The 18,231-nt window shown below is 71.4% G+C and carries 19 protein-coding genes; 10 read left to right on the top strand and 9 right to left on the bottom strand.

Translation table 11 applies throughout. From position 1 onward, the window contains the following. Positions 1-5: 5 nt before the first annotated feature. Both AB8A24_RS20735 and AB8A24_RS20740 read left to right on the top strand, forming a co-directional pair. Complete coding sequence (locus AB8A24_RS20735) at positions 6-317, top strand: DUF4229 domain-containing protein (RefSeq protein WP_328962144.1); 312 nt, start codon at positions 6-8, stop codon at positions 315-317. 371 nt (positions 318-688) lie between these two features. After that, positions 689-2,008, top strand: coding sequence for a dicarboxylate/amino acid:cation symporter (locus AB8A24_RS20740; RefSeq protein ID WP_033224143.1), 1,320 nt, complete (start codon positions 689-691; stop codon positions 2,006-2,008). Between the two features lie 63 nt (positions 2,009-2,071). On the opposite strand, the gene AB8A24_RS20745 is transcribed toward AB8A24_RS20740, so the two are convergent. Genes AB8A24_RS20745 through AB8A24_RS20760 form a run of 4 tightly spaced genes read right to left on the bottom strand, consistent with a single transcriptional unit; the run spans position 2,072 to position 4,551 of the window. Beyond that, positions 2,072-2,386: a hypothetical protein gene (locus tag AB8A24_RS20745; protein WP_369477048.1), complete on the bottom strand. Its 315-nt coding sequence runs from the start codon at positions 2,384-2,386 to the stop codon at positions 2,072-2,074. A 7-nt stretch (positions 2,387-2,393) separates the two neighbouring features. Continuing rightward, complete coding sequence (locus AB8A24_RS20750) at positions 2,394-2,714, bottom strand: hypothetical protein (protein WP_369477050.1); 321 nt, start codon at positions 2,712-2,714, stop codon at positions 2,394-2,396. Beyond that, positions 2,711-4,111 carry a hypothetical protein gene (locus tag AB8A24_RS20755; protein WP_328962141.1) on the bottom strand — a complete coding sequence of 467 codons (1,401 nt, stop codon included), beginning with the start codon at positions 4,109-4,111 and terminating at the stop codon, positions 2,711-2,713. Before AB8A24_RS20755 ends, AB8A24_RS20750 begins: the two co-directional genes overlap by 4 nt. Then, entirely contained in the window at positions 4,108-4,551 is a 444-nt protein-coding gene (locus tag AB8A24_RS20760; protein ID WP_328962140.1) for a hypothetical protein, read from the bottom strand. Before AB8A24_RS20760 ends, AB8A24_RS20755 begins: the two co-directional genes overlap by 4 nt. 720 nt (positions 4,552-5,271) lie before the next feature. On the opposite strand from AB8A24_RS20760, the gene AB8A24_RS20765 reads away from it, so the two are divergent. After that, on the top strand, positions 5,272-6,054 hold the full coding sequence (locus AB8A24_RS20765) for a helix-turn-helix domain-containing protein (RefSeq protein ID WP_328962139.1): 783 nt from the start codon (positions 5,272-5,274) through the stop codon (positions 6,052-6,054). 27 nt (positions 6,055-6,081) lie between these two features. On the opposite strand, the gene AB8A24_RS20770 is transcribed toward AB8A24_RS20765, so the two are convergent. Continuing rightward, positions 6,082-6,900 (bottom strand): septum formation family protein, encoded by an 819-nt coding sequence (locus tag AB8A24_RS20770; RefSeq protein WP_328962138.1) that lies wholly within the window; start codon positions 6,898-6,900, stop codon positions 6,082-6,084. A gap of 233 nt (positions 6,901-7,133) precedes the next feature. Here AB8A24_RS20770 and AB8A24_RS20775 point away from each other — a divergent pair, with 233 nt between their 5' ends. The 3 genes from AB8A24_RS20775 (at position 7,134) to AB8A24_RS20785 (ending at position 11,791) form a co-directional block, all read left to right on the top strand. Further along, entirely contained in the window at positions 7,134-8,030 is an 897-nt protein-coding gene (locus tag AB8A24_RS20775; protein ID WP_328962137.1) for an NAD(P)H-binding protein, read from the top strand. Between the two features lie 99 nt (positions 8,031-8,129). Continuing rightward, a complete protein-coding gene (locus AB8A24_RS20780; protein ID WP_328965890.1) occupies positions 8,130-10,001 on the top strand; it encodes an AMP-dependent synthetase/ligase in 1,872 nt (623 codons plus the stop codon). A gap of 110 nt (positions 10,002-10,111) precedes the next feature. After that, positions 10,112-11,791: an alpha/beta hydrolase gene (locus tag AB8A24_RS20785; protein WP_328962136.1), complete on the top strand. Its 1,680-nt coding sequence runs from the start codon at positions 10,112-10,114 to the stop codon at positions 11,789-11,791. A 64-nt stretch (positions 11,792-11,855) separates the two neighbouring features. Here the strand turns inward: AB8A24_RS20785 and AB8A24_RS20790 are convergent, their stop codons facing one another. Both AB8A24_RS20790 and AB8A24_RS20795 read right to left on the bottom strand, forming a co-directional pair. Beyond that, complete coding sequence (locus tag AB8A24_RS20790) at positions 11,856-12,065, bottom strand: lipase family protein (protein WP_328962135.1); 210 nt, start codon at positions 12,063-12,065, stop codon at positions 11,856-11,858. A gap of 39 nt (positions 12,066-12,104) precedes the next feature. Beyond that, positions 12,105-12,659, bottom strand: coding sequence for an AraC family transcriptional regulator ligand-binding domain-containing protein (locus AB8A24_RS20795; protein ID WP_369477054.1), 555 nt, complete (start codon positions 12,657-12,659; stop codon positions 12,105-12,107). Positions 12,660-12,678: 19 nt separating this feature from the next. Between AB8A24_RS20795 and AB8A24_RS20800 the strand changes: the two genes are divergently transcribed. Then, a complete protein-coding gene (locus AB8A24_RS20800; RefSeq protein ID WP_369477056.1) occupies positions 12,679-13,332 on the top strand; it encodes a hypothetical protein in 654 nt (217 codons plus the stop codon). A 153-nt stretch (positions 13,333-13,485) separates the two neighbouring features. Next, positions 13,486-13,983 (top strand): hypothetical protein, encoded by a 498-nt coding sequence (locus AB8A24_RS20805; RefSeq protein WP_369477058.1) that lies wholly within the window; start codon positions 13,486-13,488, stop codon positions 13,981-13,983. Between the two features lie 19 nt (positions 13,984-14,002). Here the strand turns inward: AB8A24_RS20805 and AB8A24_RS20810 are convergent, their stop codons facing one another. Then, on the bottom strand, positions 14,003-14,599 hold the full coding sequence (locus AB8A24_RS20810) for a dihydrofolate reductase family protein (RefSeq protein ID WP_369477059.1): 597 nt from the start codon (positions 14,597-14,599) through the stop codon (positions 14,003-14,005). 394 nt (positions 14,600-14,993) lie between these two features. Between AB8A24_RS20810 and AB8A24_RS20815 the strand changes: the two genes are divergently transcribed. Next, complete coding sequence (locus tag AB8A24_RS20815; protein ID WP_369477061.1) at positions 14,994-16,730, top strand: lytic transglycosylase domain-containing protein; 1,737 nt, start codon at positions 14,994-14,996, stop codon at positions 16,728-16,730. Positions 16,731-16,870: 140 nt separating this feature from the next. Here the strand turns inward: AB8A24_RS20815 and AB8A24_RS20820 are convergent, their stop codons facing one another. Beyond that, complete coding sequence (locus AB8A24_RS20820) at positions 16,871-17,074, bottom strand: cold-shock protein (protein ID WP_030012116.1); 204 nt, start codon at positions 17,072-17,074, stop codon at positions 16,871-16,873. 237 nt (positions 17,075-17,311) lie between these two features. Here AB8A24_RS20820 and AB8A24_RS20825 point away from each other — a divergent pair, with 237 nt between their 5' ends. Beyond that, positions 17,312-18,175 (top strand): menaquinone biosynthetic enzyme MqnA/MqnD family protein, encoded by an 864-nt coding sequence (locus tag AB8A24_RS20825; protein WP_266381695.1) that lies wholly within the window; start codon positions 17,312-17,314, stop codon positions 18,173-18,175. Positions 18,176-18,231 lie beyond the last annotated feature (56 nt).

Below are 18,231 nucleotides of genomic sequence, written 5' to 3' on the forward strand. Positions count from 1 at the left end.
TCACCGTGTCCCTCAAGCCGAGCGCAACGATCCGCTACACCGCGATGCGCCTGGGCATCTTCGTCGGATGCCTCGTCGCCGTCGCGGGCTTCGTCCGGCTCGGCTGGGTGCCCGCAGGGCTCGGGGACGCCAACGCCGCCTGGGTCGTCCTGCTCGCCATCGTGATCTCCGCCCCCCTCTCCTTCGTCCTGCTGCGCAAGCAGCGCGACGAGATGTCCACGCAGATCTCCGGGCGCGTCGCGGGTGCGAAGGAAAAGCTCGCCGCGAACCGCAGCCAGGAGGACCGGGCGGACGACGCGGCGCGCGTGACCTCGTAACGCCACAGTTGGCTTCATCACACATCGAACCGCCCCAGTACCGGGTATACCGCCCGTAACGCTGGGGCGTTCGTGTTTTCCGGGCCTGCGCAAGAGGGCCTCGTGCGCCGTTGTCTCAAAGCGCCCCTTTGAGATTCTCAAAGGGGAAGTGTTAGCGTGTTCAACATGTTGACCACAGTTGCGCACCCCATGATCACGAGCGTTCCGCTCGTGATGCGCCTGCACGTCGACCTCTGCCGCCGCGCGTCCGCGGCCTGTTGCTGTTGAGCTGAATCGATACAGCAGCCGTCCCGGCCGGCCCTTCTGGCTGCTGCCGCACCGTTTCACCACCGCAGTACTTCCCCCCTGTCTTCGTGCGCCACCTCCGGAGAGTGTCCGTGTCCGCGACCCCCCAGGCCCCTGCCAAGGCCTCGTTCAAGTTCCCCTTCTGGGCCCAGATCGTCACCGGTCTCGCCCTCGGTGTCCTCTTCGGTTGGATAGCCCGCAGCCAGGACATCAGCTGGCTCGGCACCACCCTGGAGAAGACCGGCGACATCTTCATCCAGCTGCTGAAGCTGGCCATCGCCCCGCTCGTCTTCTTCGCGATCCTGGTGTCGATCACCAACCTGCGGAAGGTGAACAACGCGGCGCGCCTCGCCTCCCGCACCCTCCTCTGGTTCATGATCACCTCGCTGATCGCGGTCGGCATCGGCATCGCCATCGGCCTGCTGACCGACCCCGGTTCCGGCACCGGCCTCACCGCGGCCGACGGCAAGGACCCGAAGCGGACCGGCTCCTGGATCGACTTCCTCACCGGGATCGTGCCGACGGACATCGTCACGCCGTTCACCGAGCTGAAGGTCCTTCAGATCGTCTTCCTGGCCGTCGTCGCCGGTATCGCCGCCCTCCAACTGGGCGCCAAGGCCAAGCCGGTCCTCGACCTCGCCGAGTCCGCCCTGGAGCTGCTGCAGAAGGCCCTGTGGTGGGTCATCCGCCTCGCCCCGATCGGCACCATCGGCCTCATCGGCACCGCGATCGCCACGTACGGCTGGGACCTGATCGGCAAGTACGCGACCTTCACCGCCGACGTCTACATCGGCTGCGCCCTCGTGATGTTCGGCGTCTACCCGCTGCTGCTCGCGACGGTCGCCAAGGTCAGCCCGCTGCAGTTCTTCAAGGGTGCCTGGCCCGCCATCCAGCTGGCCTTCGTCTCCCGCTCCTCGGTCGGCACCATGCCGGTCACCCAGAAGGTCACCGAACGCCTCGGCGTCCCGAAGGAGTACGCCTCCTTCGCCGTCCCGTTCGGCGCCACCACCAAGATGGACGGCTGCGCCGCGATCTACCCGGCCCTCGCCGCCATCTTCATCGCGCAGATCTTCGACGTGCAGCTCGGCATCAAGGAGTACCTGCTCATCGTCTTCGTCTCGGTCATCGGCTCGGCCGCCACGGCCGGTCTGACGGGAGCCACCGTCATGCTGACGCTGACCCTGTCCACGCTGGGCCTGCCGCTCGCGGGCGTCGGCCTGCTGCTGGCGATCGACCCGATCCTGGACATGATGCGCACCGCCACCAACGTGGCCGGCCAGGCCCTGGTCCCGGTCATCGTCTCGGCCCGCGAGGGGATCCTGGACAAGGAGGCCTACGCCTCCGCCTCGGCCTCCCCGCTGGACGAGCCCGCCCCGGCCGCCGAGCAGGTCGTGGTCGCGGCCTGACCCGCCCCGCCCCGCACATCGTTCGCCGCAGCCCCCGCCCCCGACCGGGCGGGGGCTGCGGCGTCAGACCGTCTGCGCGCGGACGTAGGCGACCGTCGCCAGCAGGAACGGCAGGGCGAACCACCACCGGCCCATGGTCCGCCGGAACAGCGGGGTGATGGTGATCAGCAGTCCTACGAGGCACAGCACCAGGCAGCAGCCGGCCAGGAAGCGGACGTCCCCGCGCAGCACCTCGTCGTCGGGGTCCGGCCGCATCGACAGGGCCGTCCAGCAGGTGAACAGCGCCGGGATGTAGGAGAGGGCCAGCGGTATCCCGAGGACCCACTGCAGGCAGCCGCGGTCCTCGGGCAGGTCGATGTTCTCGCGGGGGAGCCTCATCCGCGCCTCAACCGAGCGTCGCGCCGCGGACGAACGCGATCAGTCCCAGCAGGAGGGGCGGGGCGAACCACCACGGACCCATGGCCCGGCGCACGCTCGGGGCGGCGGTGATCAGCAGGCCCAGCACGCTCAGGGACACGGAGACCATGCACAGCGCGCCGACGTTCTCGTAGCCCTGGTCGTCCCACTCGCCCTGGGGTCCGGCGAACAGGGCCCCGAACACGGCCGCCGCGTTCAGCAGGTGGATGATCCCGAGCGGAACACCCAACACCCACCGCAGGCAGCCCTGGTCCTCGGGCAGGTCGACGCTCTCGCGGGGGTACGTCATCGCATTGCGTCCTTCGCTTGGCCGAGGTTCCCGACGAAGCGGTCACCGTAGCCCTGGGCCTTGGGGAGGTCCCAGTAAGGACCCCCGTTGTAGCGGGCGGCGATCTCCCGCATCTGGGCCTCCGTCATCCGGTCGGCCGGGACGTCGGCGAGACCGCTCTCCGCCTTGATCTGGGCCAGGAAGCCGGCCGCTATGAACGCATTCTGCTTGGGGTCCTGGAGCGCCTCTTCCACCAGGGTCCGCTGGTGGTCGGTGAGGTTCGCCGGATCGTAGCCGAGCACTTCGGCGCCGCGCCGGAGCTGGATGGCGATCGGCCCGTACGAGGTCTCGTCCAGCTTGCCGCCCAGTCGCCACGGAAGGTTCTCGGGGGTGACCGGGCTCAGGCCCCAGGGGGCCGCGGCCTGTTCGCGGATCGTGCCCGTCACGTCGTCCAGCAGTCCTGGCTGGTAGCCGCCGATCTCCTGCCAGGCCACGCCCGCGACCAGCTCCTCCGGCAGACCCGCGTTCTTGGCCGCCGCCCGCAGGACCTCCTTGTTCTGGGAGATCCAGTCCGCGTGCATGCCGTCCGTGACCAGGGGGACCCAGTAGTTGTCGGCGGCGTCCGGCAGCCCGGCGACCCGCATCCGGATGTCGCGGAGCTGCGGGGAGACCGGGGTGTCCGGCCCCACCGGGCCGGTCATGTCCTTCTTCGGTCCGCTGCCCGGCAGATGGGTGAGCGGGTCGGCGCGGGCCTCGGCCGCCTCGCGGCGGATGTCGGCCATGGCCGCGTAGAGGTCGACCCCGCCCCCGCCGCCCTTCAGCCGGAACTCGGGCAGCAGCTCGTACGCCTGCTTCAGCGCGTGGACGCACACGCTGCGCGCCTCCTGCTCGACGGTCTTCGCCAGCCGGAAGTTGCCGCCCGCGTCGTCGTGGAGGCGGTCGGCCTCGTCGCGGATGTCGTCCACGTCCATGGTGAGCTCGGCGAGACCGTCGAGGAAGCCGGTCGTCGCCCGCATGTCCTCCCACTGGCGCATCGGCTCCGCCTCCTGAGCCGTGCGCGTGACCGCGGTGCCCTTCGTGGCGATCAGGGAGGCGAGCTTCCGCTCGGAGCCCTTGCCGTTCGCGTAGTGGGACTTGGCGGTCGTCAGGGCCGCCGCGTACGCGTGCAGGGCGCTCGCGGCCTTGTCGTACCCCTCGGCGATGTGCTGCACGAGTTGCCGCGCCTCGGACAGGCGCGAGGTGTAGGTGTGGCTCCCGTCGCTCTGCCATCGGGTACCGGTCTCGGCACGCCGGGCGGGCTCCTCGACCTGTACGAGCAGCTCGCGCAGGCGCTTGAACTCGGCGGCGTTGCGCTCCACCAGGGCCGGGTTGCACTCCTCCAGGAACTCGACGTCCTTGCGGTGGCTGAGCCCGCTCATTTGGCCTCCGGCTTCACGTACCGACCCGATTCGAGGAGGCCCGCGAGGAAGGACCGGGCGGTGTCGTCGTCGACCTGGGCGAAGCCGGTGCCGGCCGTCTTCAGGCGGGTGGCCAGGGCGGCGAGCAGGCCGATCGTGTCCTTGAACTGGTCGTCGGCGAACCGGGCGAAGCGCAGGACCTGCGTGGAGACGTCGGCGTGGGCGCGCGGTGCGCGGGCCATCGTGCTCGCGTCTCCGTCGGGCCGGCCCTCGTGGAGGAGGGCGGCGATCTCGATCAGCAGGTTGGCGTTGCCGTTGATGGAGGCGGCGCCGGCCTCCAGACTGCCGGCGGGGCTCCCCGGCACACTGCCGTCCGCGGGCGCGTGGTCGAGGCGCATGGCGGGTGACTGCTGTGCGAGGACGGCGGCCTTGTGCTGGGCCCATTCCGCGTCGAACGACATGTATCCCCTGGATAGTTGATAACTGGACATGGCCAGAATCAGCTGGTCATGTCCATGCTAATACGGGGATTTCCGCATCCGGAACCTCGCGGTGCCGATATGGACCGGAGACGCGGTAGGTGGTCGTCCGGTTCCGCAACGGGCCGCGGGGGTGGGCCTGTAGTCGCTCCGCGGCGATCGACCGACGGGGGGCGGAGGTCTGATGGGGGTACGGGAGATGCGCGCGGCGGCGCGGAGGCTCGGAGCGCGTGCTCCGGCCCGTCGATCGACCCCGGGCCTGCTCGGACCGGATCGCGGCGGGCCGCGACGCGGCCCGAGGCGCTGTGCGGGAGACGGCCCCCGGGCCGGGTCGCGGGGGGCCGCGATCCGGCGTGCTCGGACGCGTAAAGAACCAAAGAACCGGGAGAAAGAACCAACCGACCCCACCCCACCGCGGCGCGGGCGGGCCCGCTTCGCTCGGTCGGGTGAATCGTGCCAACTCAACTGGATTTCCTACTGGTTCGCGGGCATATGCTCGCCCCGACAACCGTAGAAATGAGACGGCCCCCGACGGGACGGCGAATCCCGGCGAGGGCCTGACCATCGTAGGAAGTAAGCAGCTTCCCCATGGCTCTTGGAAACCCTAGCGCGCCCTCGCGCGTCCCGTGCCCGGATCGGGCCGCGACCCCCCGATCCGGTGTCGTCCACGTCAACACGCGGCACGCGAGTCACTACACGGTGGTGGGCAACCACCTCCTCCAGCACCAGGCGCTGTCGGCGACGGCGATCGGGATCGCGGCGTACATCCAGTCGCTGCCGGAGGGCACCCCGATCGGCATCAAGGTCCTCGCGGCGCGGTTCCCCGAAGGGGAGATCCGGATCGGTTCCGCCCTGCGGGAGCTGGAGACCCACGGCTACCTGGAGCGGCGGCGCGAACGACTGGCGACCGGGCGGGTGGTGACCCGGACGTACTCGTACAACAAGCCGGGATCCACCGCCCCGACCGAGGCTCCGCTTCCACCTCCGCCCCCGGACCGGTCCGCCACCCCGGAGCCGCAGCCGGAGCCGCAGCCGGAGCCGGAACCGGAGCCGCAGCCGGAACCGGAGCTGCGGCCGGAACCCGCCGGCCCGCCGGCGGCCGTGTCCGCCCCGGACCCCGGCGCGCTCGAACTCCTCGCCGGGCTGCGGCGTCACGACCCGCGGCTCCTGCTCTCGGAGCGCGACGTACGGCGGCTCGCGCCGGACGTGTCGGCCTGGCTGGAGCGCGGGGTCACCCCCGACGCGGTCACCAGGGCCCTGTCCGCGGACCTCCCCGCGCAGATGCGGCGCCCCGCGTCCGTCCTCGCGTACCGCCTCACCGCACTGCTCCCACCCCACCTGCCCCCGGCCCCGCCGCCCCCGGAGACCCGGGACATCAGACGGCCGGACCCCTTGCAGAACTGCACCGGCTGCGACCGGGCCTTCCGCGCCCCCCGCCCCGGCCGTTGCCGGTACTGCCCGCCGGAGGAAGGCGCGGCGGCGTGAGCGGCGGGCACGGCCTCGCCGGGTCGGTCAGGAGCCGGCGGCGCGGATCGAGCCGGTGCTCGGGCCGTTGGGGTCGCCGACGAAGCAGGTGACTTCGCGATCGCCGAGGAGCCAGCTGGCGGCCTGCGGGTAGTAGTAGTAGACCTCCAGCTTCTCCGAGACCTTGGGGTTGTCGCCCACGTACGAGGTGAGCGCGTTGCCGCTGCACTTCTCCTCGGCGGACTTGGTGACCTTCTCGTTGCCCGGGTACGTTCCGGCGTCCAGCTTGAAGACCGCGTACGCCTCGCCCTTGTGCGGCTGGGCGCAGGGCACGATGGTCACCGAGCGGGCGGCCTGGGTGCCGCCCTCGTCGCCGTACTGGGCCAGATCGTCCTTCGTGTTGAAGCAGTCGCCCTTGCGGATCTCGGTCAAGCCGCTGGAGGCCGGTCGGGTGGCGGCCGGCGCGGTGGCGGTCGGTCCGGTGACCTGGCCGGTGGTGTCGCGCTTCGTCGGGGCGTCGTCGTCCAGCGATCCCGTGAGGCCGAGGATCAGGAAGGTCCCGTAGAACACGATGACCAGGCTGTGGATGACGATCGCCGCGATGGCGAGGCCCTTGCCCTTCTCACCGCGGGACTTGATCTGGGAGAGGGCGATGATGCCGAGGATGATGGGGACCAGCGGGATTCCGCAGACGAGCGCCATGACGAACCCGACGATGGCCAGGGTGTTGGTCTTCTGCGGCTGCGGGGGGTACCAGCCCTGCGGCGCACCGCCGTAGGGCGGGGGGACGGGCTGACCAGGCTGGCCGTACGGGCCGGGCCGGCCGTACGGGCCCGGGGACGACGGAGGCTGCGGTGGTATGGACATGCGTGTGGAGCTCCTTGCTCAGAGGGTGAGACGCAACGAACGGTCCGGCAGTCGCAACGCACCGACGCATTCCTGCCCGTGGCCTTTACGTCGCCCCTACGCTACCTTCCGCCGCCGACAGCCCGCGGGCTGCCCGCCCCGTGATCCCACCCAAGACACCACCTGGACGCTGGGACATGTTTGTGAGCGGGAGAGCCATGTCGCGTCCCAGCGGGGCCGGATTGACTGGTCACATGACGAAGACGAAGAAAAACACCGCGAACACCGCGAACGACACGACGGCCGAGCCGATCCTGGTCCTGGGCAGCACCGGCAAGACCGGGAGCCGCGTGGCCGCCCAGCTGCGGCAGCGCGGGTACGAGGTCCGGGGCGCCTCCCGCAAGGGGCCGGTCACCTTCGACTGGAACGACGAGAACACCTGGGAGCAGGTGCTGGAGGGGGCCGGCGCGGCCTACCTGGTCGACTCGCAGCTCCCCGACGCCGCCGAGACGATGCGCTCCTTCTCCAAGCTGGCCGTGGCCTCCGGTGTGGAGCGGCTGGTGCTGCTGTCCGCCCGCGACTGGGTGGTGCCGGAGGGCGAGGAGAAGCTCCCCTGCGAGCGTGCGGTCCGCGAGTCCGGGGCGCGGTGGACCATCCTCAAGCCGTCCTGGTTCTTCCAGAACTTCAGCGAGGACCCGTTCATCCGGGCGCAGGTCCAGGGCGGCGAGGTCGTGATGTCGGCCGGTGCCGGCGTCGAGCCGTTCATCGACGCCGAGGACATCGCCGCGGTCGCGGTGGCCGCCCTCACCGAGGAGGGGCACGGCGGGCAGGCCTACGAGCTGTCCGGCCCGCGGCTGCTGAGCCTGGACTCCGTGGTCGACGAGATCGCCCGGGCCACCGGCCGGGTGGTCACCTACCGTCCGCTCCCGCCCGGGGAGTTCGCGGCCTACGCCGGGGGCCACGGTGTGCCGGAGGAGTTCGTCGGCCTGCTGAACATGCTCTACGGGTGGATCGCCGAGGGCCGCTTCGCCACCCTCGCCGACGGTGTGCAGCGGGTGCTCGGCCGGGAGCCCCGCGACTTCGGGGACTACGTGCGGACGGCTGCCGCGTCCGGGGTGTGGGGCGGTGGCGGTGGCGTGGAGCGTCGGTGAAGAACGGCTCCAGGGGCTGGTCGGAGCGGGTTACCCCTACGTAAATTACCGGCGGTAACCCTCGCACCGAGCCAAGGAGAGTGCGCCGTGGGAGCCGAGCTGAGGCCGGTCGGGGCCGTAGAACCGGTCGAACCCGTCAAGACCGTGATCGACGGAGTGGTCCGCGAGGTCCGGGTGCCCGCGCTGGTGGGCCCCCCGGACCGAGGATCCCTCGGGGACATCCCCTTCCACAACGCCCGGGAGGCCCCGAGGGAAGCGGTGCTCGCCCGCAAGGACCGGGACGGCGTCTGGCACGACGTCTCGGCCGCGCAGTTCGCGGCCGAGGTGCTCGCCGTGGCCAAGGGCCTGATCGCCGAAGGACTCCGGGAGGGCGACCGGCTCGCCATCATGGCCCGCACGACCTACGAGTGGACCCTGCTCGACTTCGCCGGCTGGGCCGCCGGCCTGGTCACCGTACCGATCTACCCCACCTCCTCCGCCCTTCAGGCACGCTGGATCATCCAGGACTCCGGGGCCGTGGCCTGCGCCGTCGAGGACACCGCCCAGGCCCGGCTCATCAGCGGCGAACGCGGCAACCTGCCCTGGCTGACCCACCTGTGGGAATTCGACACCGGCGCGTTGGCCCGGCTGGTCAAGGCCGGGGAGCGCATCCCCGACGCGGTGGTGCACCACCGGCGGGGCGCCCGCACACCGGACTCCGTCGCCACCCTCATCTACACCTCCGGCACCACCGGGCAGCCCAAGGGATGCGTGATCACCCACGCGAACTTCTTCGCCCAGGTGGACAACGCGGTGGAGCTGCTGCACCCCGTCTTCAGATCCGTCAGCAAGGACCCCGCCTCCACCCTGCTGTTCCTGCCGCTCAGCCACGTCTTCGGGCGGATGGTGGCCGTCGGCTGCATGCGGGCCCGCGTCAAACTCGGGCACGCGCCCAGCATCCGTACCGAGGACCTCCTCGCCGACCTCGCCGGCTTCCGGCCCACCTTCCTCCTGGCCATCCCCTACGTGCTGGAGAAGGTCTACAACACCGCCCGCGCCACCGCCGAGAAGATGGGCCGGGCCTCCTCCTTCGACCGGGCCGCCCGTATCGCGCAGCGCTTCGCCGAGATCGCCGAGGACAAGACCCCCGGGCTCGTCCTGCGCCTCGCCCGGTCCGTCTACGACCCCCTCGTCTACCGGCGCATCCGGGCCGCGCTCGGCGGCCGCGTCCGCTACGTCCTGAGCGGCGGATCACCGCTGGGCCGACGGCTCGCCGCCTTCTACACCGGCGCCGGCATCGAGGTCTTCGAGGGCTACGGGCTGACCGAGACCACCGGCGCCAGCACCGTGACCCCGCCGCTGCGGCCCCGCCTCGGCACCGTCGGCTGGCCGCTGCCGGGCACCGCCGTACGGATCGCCGACGACGGTGAGGTGCTGCTCGGCGGCCGCCACGTCTTCGCCGGCTACTGGAACGCCGCGCACGCGGCCCCGTACGGGAGCTGGCTGGCCACCGGCGACATCGGCGAGCTCGACGCCGACGGGTACCTGACCATCACCGGCCGCAAGAAGGAGATGATCATCACCTCCGGCGGCAAGAACGTGGCTCCGGCACCGCTGGAGGACTGGCTGCGGGCCCATCCGCTGGTCGGTCAGTGCATGGTCGTCGGCGACAACCGGCCCTACATCACCGCGCTGATCACCCTCGAACCCGACGGGCTGCAGCACTGGCGCCAGATGCACAAGAAGCAGAACATGCCGATGCGCGACCTCGTGCGGGACGGGGAACTGCGGGCGGACCTCCAACGGGCGGTGGACGAGGCGAACCGGCTGGTCTCACGGGCCGAGTCGATCCGCCGCTTCACCGTCCTGGCCGCCGATTTCACCGAGGCGCGCGGCCACCTGACCCCGTCCCTGAAGCTCCGGCGGGGAGCGATCGCCCGGGACTACGCGGACCGGATCCAGGAGCTGTACCGGGGGCCGCGGGAGGACTGATCGGGCCCGGGGCCGGGGCCGGGCGGGGCCCCGCGCACTGGGCGGGCGGGCCCCGCGGCCCCGGTCTATGGTGGGCAGATGGGTCCGGGGGGCCGCCCGAGGAGGGCGCAGTGCACCGTTCCCGAGTCCGTACGGTCATAGCCACCGGCGCGGCCGCCGGCGCGCTGCTCCTGGCCTCGCTGGGGGCCGCCCCGCCGCCCACGCCCACGACCACCTCGAGCCCGACCCGTAGCCCCACCCCCGCGCCCACCACCCCTGCGCCCAACGGCGACGACGACCCCCTGGCGCGGTTCCACACCCAGCGCGTCCCCTGGGGCGAATGCCCCGACAAACCGGTCCCCGCCGAGATGCGGTGCGCCGTCGTGGAGGTCCCGCTCGACTACGCGGCCCCGGGCAAGGGCACGGTCGAGGTGGCCCTGGGCCGGATCCCGGCCACCGACCCGGACCGGCGCATCGGCTCGCTCCTGATCAACTTCGGCGGCCCCGGCGCCTCGGGCATGGCCGGCCTCGCCGCCGACCCCAAGTCGTTCGCCGACCTCGGCGAACGCTACGACCTCATCGGCTTCGACCCCCGCGGCGTGGGCCACAGCGACCCCGTCTCCTGCGCCGGCTCCCGGGAGCCCGAGATCGACCCGAACGCCGACACCGCCGCGGTCCTCGCCGCCATGCGGGACGCCGTCGACCGGTGCCGACGCGCCTCCGGCCCGGTCCTCGCGCACATCGGAACCGTCGACGTGGCCCGGGACATGGACGTGATCCGCCGCGTCCTCGGGGACGAGAAGCTCAACTACCTCGGCTTCTCCTACGGCAGCCGGCTCGGAGCCGTGTACGCCGCCCAGTTCCCCCGGACCACCGGCCGCATGGTCCTGGACGGCATCGACACCCTCACCGAACCGATGACCGAGCAGGCCCTCGTGTCGGCCCGGGCCCAGCAACGGGCCCTGGACAACTTCCTGACCTGGTGCGCCCATCAGACCGACTGCGTCTACGGGACGAACACCCGTACCGCCAAGGAGAAGGTGGCCGCCCTCGTGGAGCGGCTCGACCAGGAGCCGCTGGTCGGGCGGGACGGCACGAACCTGACCGGCTTCGCCGCCTCCCTCGCGATCGGCCAGGCCCTGTACTCACCGAGCGCGTGGCCCCTGCTCGCCAAGTCGCTGGCCCTGGCGGAGACCAAGAAGGACCCGGCCGGACTGCTGGCTCTGCTCGGTCTGGGGGAGTCGCCGGACCCGACGAACCCGACGGAGCCGACCGACCCGCCGGACCCGACCGAACCGGCCACGCCGACCGACCCGCCGGCGTCACCGGACGCGGCGCGGGGCGACGGATTCGGACCGGTGCCCGCCGACAACGGCGCCGCCGCCCTCGCCGCCGTGTCCTGCGCCGACGACCCCGACCGGTCGATCGACAAGGCCACCCCGGCCGCCCTGGAGAAGGAGTTCAGCGAACTGGGGGACGAGTTCCTCAAGGTCTCCAAGGTGTTCGGGCCGCGGCAGCTGGTGACCGTGCTCGCGTGCTACGGATGGCCCGCCGGCACCGACTTCATCCGGAAGATCGACCACCCCGGGGCACCGCCGATGCTGCTGGTCGGCACCCGCGGCGACCCGGCGACGCCGTACGAGTGGACGGAGGAGACGGCCGAACGGCTGGGCTCGGCGGTGATCGTGGACCACAAGGGCGACGGGCACACCGGCTTCGCCGGCTCGCGCTGCGTACGTGAGTACATCAACGAGTTCCTCCTCTACGGGCGGCTGCCGTCCGGGACCCGGTCCTGCCCGGCCGGAGAGTGAACCGGCCGCACCGACCGCACCGACCGCACCGGCCCCGGCCCCGGCGGCAACCGTGCCCGCCCTCTCAGCAGTTGGCGTGCGTCGGACGCCCGGCGAAGCGGTCCGCCAGCCAGTTCCCGGCCGCCAGGGAGTGCGTGATCACGCCGCTGACGTGCTCACCGACCCAGACGGTGTCGAACTCGACGTTCGCGCCCCGCGCGCACCAGTCGGAGCGCAGCCGGCGGCCCACCCCGTACGGGATCAACTCGTCGCCGAGCGCGTGGTACTGGTACACCGGCGCGGCCGGGGCCGTCCCCCCCGAGCCGGCTCCGGTTCAGCGCGGCCTGCCAGTCCGGTCGCGCGAGCGGGTCGCGCGTGGTGAGGTCGGAGATCCCCTGTGCGGCGGCGGGGCATAGCGGAAGGCGGCGTGCGCGAGCGGGATGCGCCGCCCCACCAGCCAGCTGCTCAGCCGGTGCCAGATCGCGAGCACGCACTCGGTGAGGAAGCGGTCCTCGTCCCGGGCGAAGTCGTTGCGGACCGCGAACCAAGCCTCCGAGCCCACGACTTCGAGCGCGAGCTCCGGCCCGCCGGGGAAGAGCCCGTAGAAGGCGGCGGCACGCTCCATGGCCGCGCCCAGATCGCGGCAGCCGAGCGAGGCGTGACACATCATCGCGAAGGTGCCCGGGCGGCTCGGGACCTGGCCGAGGGCCAGGAACTCGTCCTGCGTGATCCGGTACAGCGCCCGGAAGAGCCGGGCGAACTGCGCGGGCGTGACGCGCGCCCGGTCGTCGCCCAGCAGCAGCGGCGGGATCTGCGCCTCCTGGAGCAGCGGCACGGTGTCGATGCCACTGCGGCGGGCCCCGGCGAGCAGGGCACGCACATGGTGCACGGTGACCGTCCGCCTCCCCATGGATCCGAGTCCGATCAACCACCCGGCGGCGGTGCGCCACGGGACGGTGGGCCACCCGATCGCGGGCTGCGAGGTGCGGATCGCGGACGACGGGGAGGTGCTGGCGCGCGGGGCGATGGTGTTCCCGGGCTACCACGCGAACGAGGCCGCGACCGCCGAGGCACTGGACCCGGACGGCTGGCTCCACACCGGCGACCTGGGCGAACTGGACGCCGACGGCCATCTCCGCATCACCGGCCGCAAGAAGGAGCTGATCATCACCTCCGCCGGGAAGAACATCACCCCGACGGAGGTCGAATTCGCCGTCCAGCGCTCCCGCTACGTCTCCCGCGCGGTCCTGATCGGAGACCGCCGCCCGTACGCGGTCGCCCTGATCACCCTGGACGCGGAGGAGATCACGGCCTGGGCGGCCCGCGAGGCCCTCGACCTGGGCCCCACCCCCACCACGCACCCGGCGGTGCACGCCCTCGTCGAAGCGGCGGTCACGGAAGCCAACACCACGGTCTCCCGCCCGTCCCGCATCCGCGCCTTCCACGTCCTCCCGCAGGACTTCACCCCGGAGGCGGGCACCCTGACGCCGTCGCTGAAGCTCCGCCGGGGCGTGGTGGCGGAGCGGTACGCGAGGGAGATCGCGGGGTTGTACGGGGAATGAGGGCGCGGGGGCCTCGGGGCACCGGCCCGACCCGGACACCCCCGCGTCGCCGCCCCTCCCCGTGGGTATTCGCCTTCCAAGGGATCGAGGGGGCGGGGTGTGGTGGGGCGTGCTGGTCGGGTGTGGGGGCGGGGGGTTGCCGGGGCCGGGGCCGTGGTGATCCTCGGTCTCGCCGCGTGGCTGACGTGGCTGCTGCCCGGGCCGCAGATGGCCGCCGTGCTCGGGTACGGACCCGTCGACGGGGTCGTCTCCGTCCAGGAGTGCTACGAGGCGAGCGACGCCGAGGGCTATGCGACCGGTACCGACTGCACCGGCCGCTACACCCCCCGGCGGTCGGACGGGCCGCCCCGCGACATCGTTCTGGACACGGCCGCCGACGACTACCGGCCCGGCACCCGGGTGGAGGTCAGGACGGCGCGGGGGCGGGCGTACGAACTGTCGGGCGGCGCCGTGTTCCGCTTCGGCAGCGTCATCGGCCTGCTGCTGGTGCCGTTCCTGGTCCTGGCGGCCTGGTTGTTCGCCTGCGCGCGCCACGGCAGGGTGGCGGACGGCGAAGGCTATGTCTTCGTGGCCCTGGCGGGCCTGGTCATCGCCGTGGTGCCGGCCGCCGTCGCCGGGATCCTGGTCGAGATCGGCATGCTGATCTTCTGATCGGCGCCGCCCCGCTCCCCTAGCTCTTGGCGATCGGGCGGTAGGTGCACACGTGCACACCGGCCGGGCTGATCGCCGTGGAGACCAGTTCGAGCGTGTGCAGCCCGCCGTCGGTCGGGAAGATCGACTTACCGCCGCCGAGCAGTACCGGCATGACCATCAGCCGGAGTTCGTCGACGAGGCCCTCGCTCAGCAGGGTGCGTACGAGGGTGGGGCTGCCCGTGACCACCAGGTCGCCGCCTTCGGTCTCGCGCAGCTCCCGGAGACGGGCGACGGCCTTGTCGCCGGCGATGCGCGTGGTGTTGTTCCACGTCAGGTCGCCCTCGCCCAGGGTCTGGGAGACGACGTACTTGGGGATGGAGTTCATCCGGTCGGCGAACGGGTCGCCCGCCCGGTCGGGCCAGGCCGCGGCCATGGTCTGCCAGGTGCGGCGCCCGAACAGCAGGGCCTCGGCGTTCTCCATCGCCTCGGTGAAGGAGCCGCCGACCACCTCCGGGTCGAAGAACGGGTGCGACCAGCCGCCGTGGGCGAAGCCGCCGTCGTCGTCCTCGCCCTGGCCGCCCGGGGCCTGTACGACGCCGTCCAGGCTGATGAACTCGGTGATGACGATGCGCATGGGGTCGTTCCTCTGCCTCGGTCCGGGGTGTACGGAGGGGAGACCGTCGTGCTCCCCGGAACTCATCGCGCCCGGCCGAGCCTTGCCGAGTGATCCGGGTCACATCATCGGTGACTCCCGGGCACCGTACTCGGCGGCGGCGGGTTCCGTGGGTACCTTCGGCCGCCGACGCGACCGGCGGGAGATGGTAGAAAAGGGCCGCCAAGGGGTGATTCGGGCGAGGGTGTCGGACGTCTGTCCATTCGGTCATGAGACCTGGGTGAAGTCGAGACGAATGGTGCGTCACATCTCGCGAAGGGACGGCGAGTCGGGGGCGAATACCTGATAGACAGTGGATATTCACGGCTGGACCAGCCGTATACATTTGACGGCTCCTTGGGGGGATCGCCGCACTGTGAAGCCGCTTCACCGCCACCTCGTCAACACCTCGCGCAAGGTCCTGTGCACGGCCGCGCTCGCGGCCAGCCTGACCACCGCCGCGGTCGTGACCAGTCCGTCGACCGCAGACGCGGGAGAGTCCGAGCCCACTCCGGACAGTCCGCAGGCCGCCGACCGCGGTGACGCCCGGCTGGATCTGCCCGACATCGTCGCCGACCCGCCGCCCACCGGGGTGGGGGCTCCGGAGGGGGCCAGTGGGATACCCGCGACCGCCCTCGACGCCTATCACCGTGCCGAGCTGTCGGTGGCTGCCGCGCTCCCCAACTGCAAGCTGCCCTGGCAGCTGCTCGCGGGCATCGGCCGGGTGGAGTCCGTCCACGCCTCGGGCTACGGGCTCAAGGCGGACGGTTACACCGAGAAGCCCATCCGCGGTCCCCGCCTCGACGGCAACGGCTACGCGGAGATCCGGGACACGGACAAGGGCGAGTGGGACGCGGACGCGGTGTACGACCGGGCCGTCGGCCCGATGCAGTTCATCCCGTCCACCTGGACCAAGTGGGGCGCCGACGGCAACGGCGACGCCAAGCGGGACCCGAACAACATCTACGACGCGGCGCTGGGCGCGGGCCTCTACCTGTGCGCGGGTGACCGCGACCTGTCGAACGAGGCCAAGCTCGACCAGGCGATCCTCAGCTACAACGACTCTCGCGAGTACGTGAACACCGTGCTCGGCTTCATGCGCCAGTACCAGGCCGGCGTCGGCGAGGTGGCGAACCCGCCCGTCGGGGACTATCCGACGCAGCCGCCCGGCACCCTGCCCACCCCGCAGGTGCCGGTCACCCCGTCGAATCCGGTGACGCCGACCCCGACCCCCAAGCCGACCCCCACGCCGACGCCGAAGCCCACGCCGACCCCGACCCCGGAGCAGCCGAAGCCCACCACGCCGCGCCTGGCGTCGCTGACGGTCCTCGACGGTCCCGGCCTCACGGCCGAGGCCGGCGCCACCTTCGCGGAGGTTCCCCGGGTCAAGGTGCTCCTCGGCGACGGCAAGCCCGCCGTCAACCAGGAGGTGGTCTTCGCGGTCGAGAAGGACACCACCGGCGGCACCCGCTTCGGGACCGCGGACTCCCTGGTGGTCAAGGCGGGCGCCGACGGCATCGCCGCCGCACCCGGGCTCAAGGCGGGCTCCAAGGCCGGCACCTTCACCTTGCGGGCCTCGGCCTACGACCCGCAGGGCGGGTTCACCGTGAACTTCGACGGCAAGGTCACCGTGACGGTCGCCGACAAGCTGGCCCGTGCGGACGGCGCGAAGGTGCCGGAGGCGGTCGCCGGTAAGAGCTTCACCGGCGTGGAGGTCTTCGCGACGGCCGCCGGGAAGCCCGTCGCGGGTACCGAGGCCATCGCCGACCTGGTCGTGAAGGACAAGGACGGCGCGTGGGTCCCGGTGGACCCGGAGACGGCGAAGGCCCCGTTCTTCAAGGACGAGGCCGGGAAGCCGGTCTTCGGTCGGCTGCTGGCCAAGTCCGCGGCCGACGGCAAGATCGTCCTGCCGGAGCTGTTCACCACGGACGTGGCCCCGGGCCCCTACTTCGTGCGCCTGACGACCAAGGAGAAGGTGACCTTCGTCCTGGAGCTCAAGGTCACCGCTCCGGCCACGAGCCCGACCACACCGACGACGCCGACCCCGACCCCGGACCCGGTTCCGGTTCCGGCGAAGGACCCGGTCCCCGCGAAGGACCCGGCCCGCCCCTGAGGCCCGTACGCCAGTGGCCCCTCTCCACCCCGCCGGGGGGAGGGGGAAAGGCAGGAGCCCTGCCTGATCTGCTCGCGCAGAGGGGACAGGGCTCCTTGGGTACTGCTTTTCCAACCCGCGATTTAGGTTGGCCCAGGCGACTAGGCCGGGGTGACGTTCTCCGCCTGCGGGCCCTTCGGACCCTGCGTGACGTCGAAGTTCACCGTCTGGTTCTCCTCGAGGGAGCGGAAGCCAGAGGCGTTGATCGCGGAGTAGTGGACGAAGACATCCGGGCCGCCGCCGTCCTGGGCGATGAAGCCGAAGCCCTTTTCAGCGTTGAACCACTTCACGGTTCCGGTAGCCATGAGCCCTCCTATGGGCCAAAGGGTCGCCCTGCTCCAGAACCTGCTAAGAAGTCTGAAAACTACAAAAGCCTGCGGGTCACATTCTCCGCAGGCCTCGTACTGCAAGGGAAACCAAACTGCAACTTGCGTCGAGCCTAGCACGCACCCTGCGGCGGAGACCAGAGGGAAAGATCACGTCACCCGGACGTTTGAGACCCGCCGCAAGGCTGACGCTGAGAGGGGGGCTAGTCTCGCGATGTGGACGCCTATCGCAGCCGGCCCCGTGTCGGCCACATTCAGTTCCTGAACTGCCTGCCCCTCTACTGGGGGCTGGCCAGAACCGGCACTCTGCTGGACCTGGAGCTGACCAAGGACTCCCCCGAGAAACTCAGTGAGCGCCTCGTCCAGGGCGACCTGGACATCGCCCCGATCACCCTCGTGGAGTTCCTCCGCAACGCCGACCAGCTCGTCGCCTTCCCCGACATCGCCGTCGGCTGCGACGGTCCGGTGATGTCCTGCGTGATCGTCTCGCAGGTCCCCCTGGAGCAGCTCGACGGAGCTCGCGTCGCACTCGGCTCCACCTCTCGTACGTCCGTACGCCTCGCTCAGCTGCTGCTTTCCGAGCAGTACGGGGTACGACCCGACTACTACACCTGCCCGCCCGACCTGAGCGTGATGATGCAGGAGGCGGACGCGGCCGTACTGATCGGGGACGCCGCGCTGCGGGCCTCCCTGCACGACGCGCCCCGGCTCGGGCTGACCGTGCACGACCTGGGCCACATGTGGAAGGAGTGGACCGGGCTGCCGTTCGTCTTCGCCGTCTGGGCCGCCCGCAAGGACTACCTCGCCCGCGAGCCCGCCGTCGTGCGGGAGGTCCACGAGGCCTTCCTCTCCTCCCGGGACGTGTCCCTGGAGGAGGTCACCAAGGTGGCCGAGCAGGCGGCCCGCTGGGAGGCCTTCGACGCGGAGCTGCTGGAGCGGTACTTCACGACGCTCGACTTCCGCTTCGGTCCCGATCAGCTGGCCGGCGTACGTGAATTCGCGCGCCGTACGGGAGCGACGACGGGGTATCCCGCGGATGTCGCCGTGGAGCTGCTGAGCACGGTGGTCCAGGAGTGCTGAGCGGGTTTACCCGGGGGTAGTCCAAAGGTCGGACGGTCGAATGTGCGGTTTACCGG

Source organism: Streptomyces sp. BF23-19 (assembly GCF_041106355.1).
Lineage (GTDB): Bacteria > Actinomycetota > Actinomycetes > Streptomycetales > Streptomycetaceae > Streptomyces > Streptomyces virginiae_A.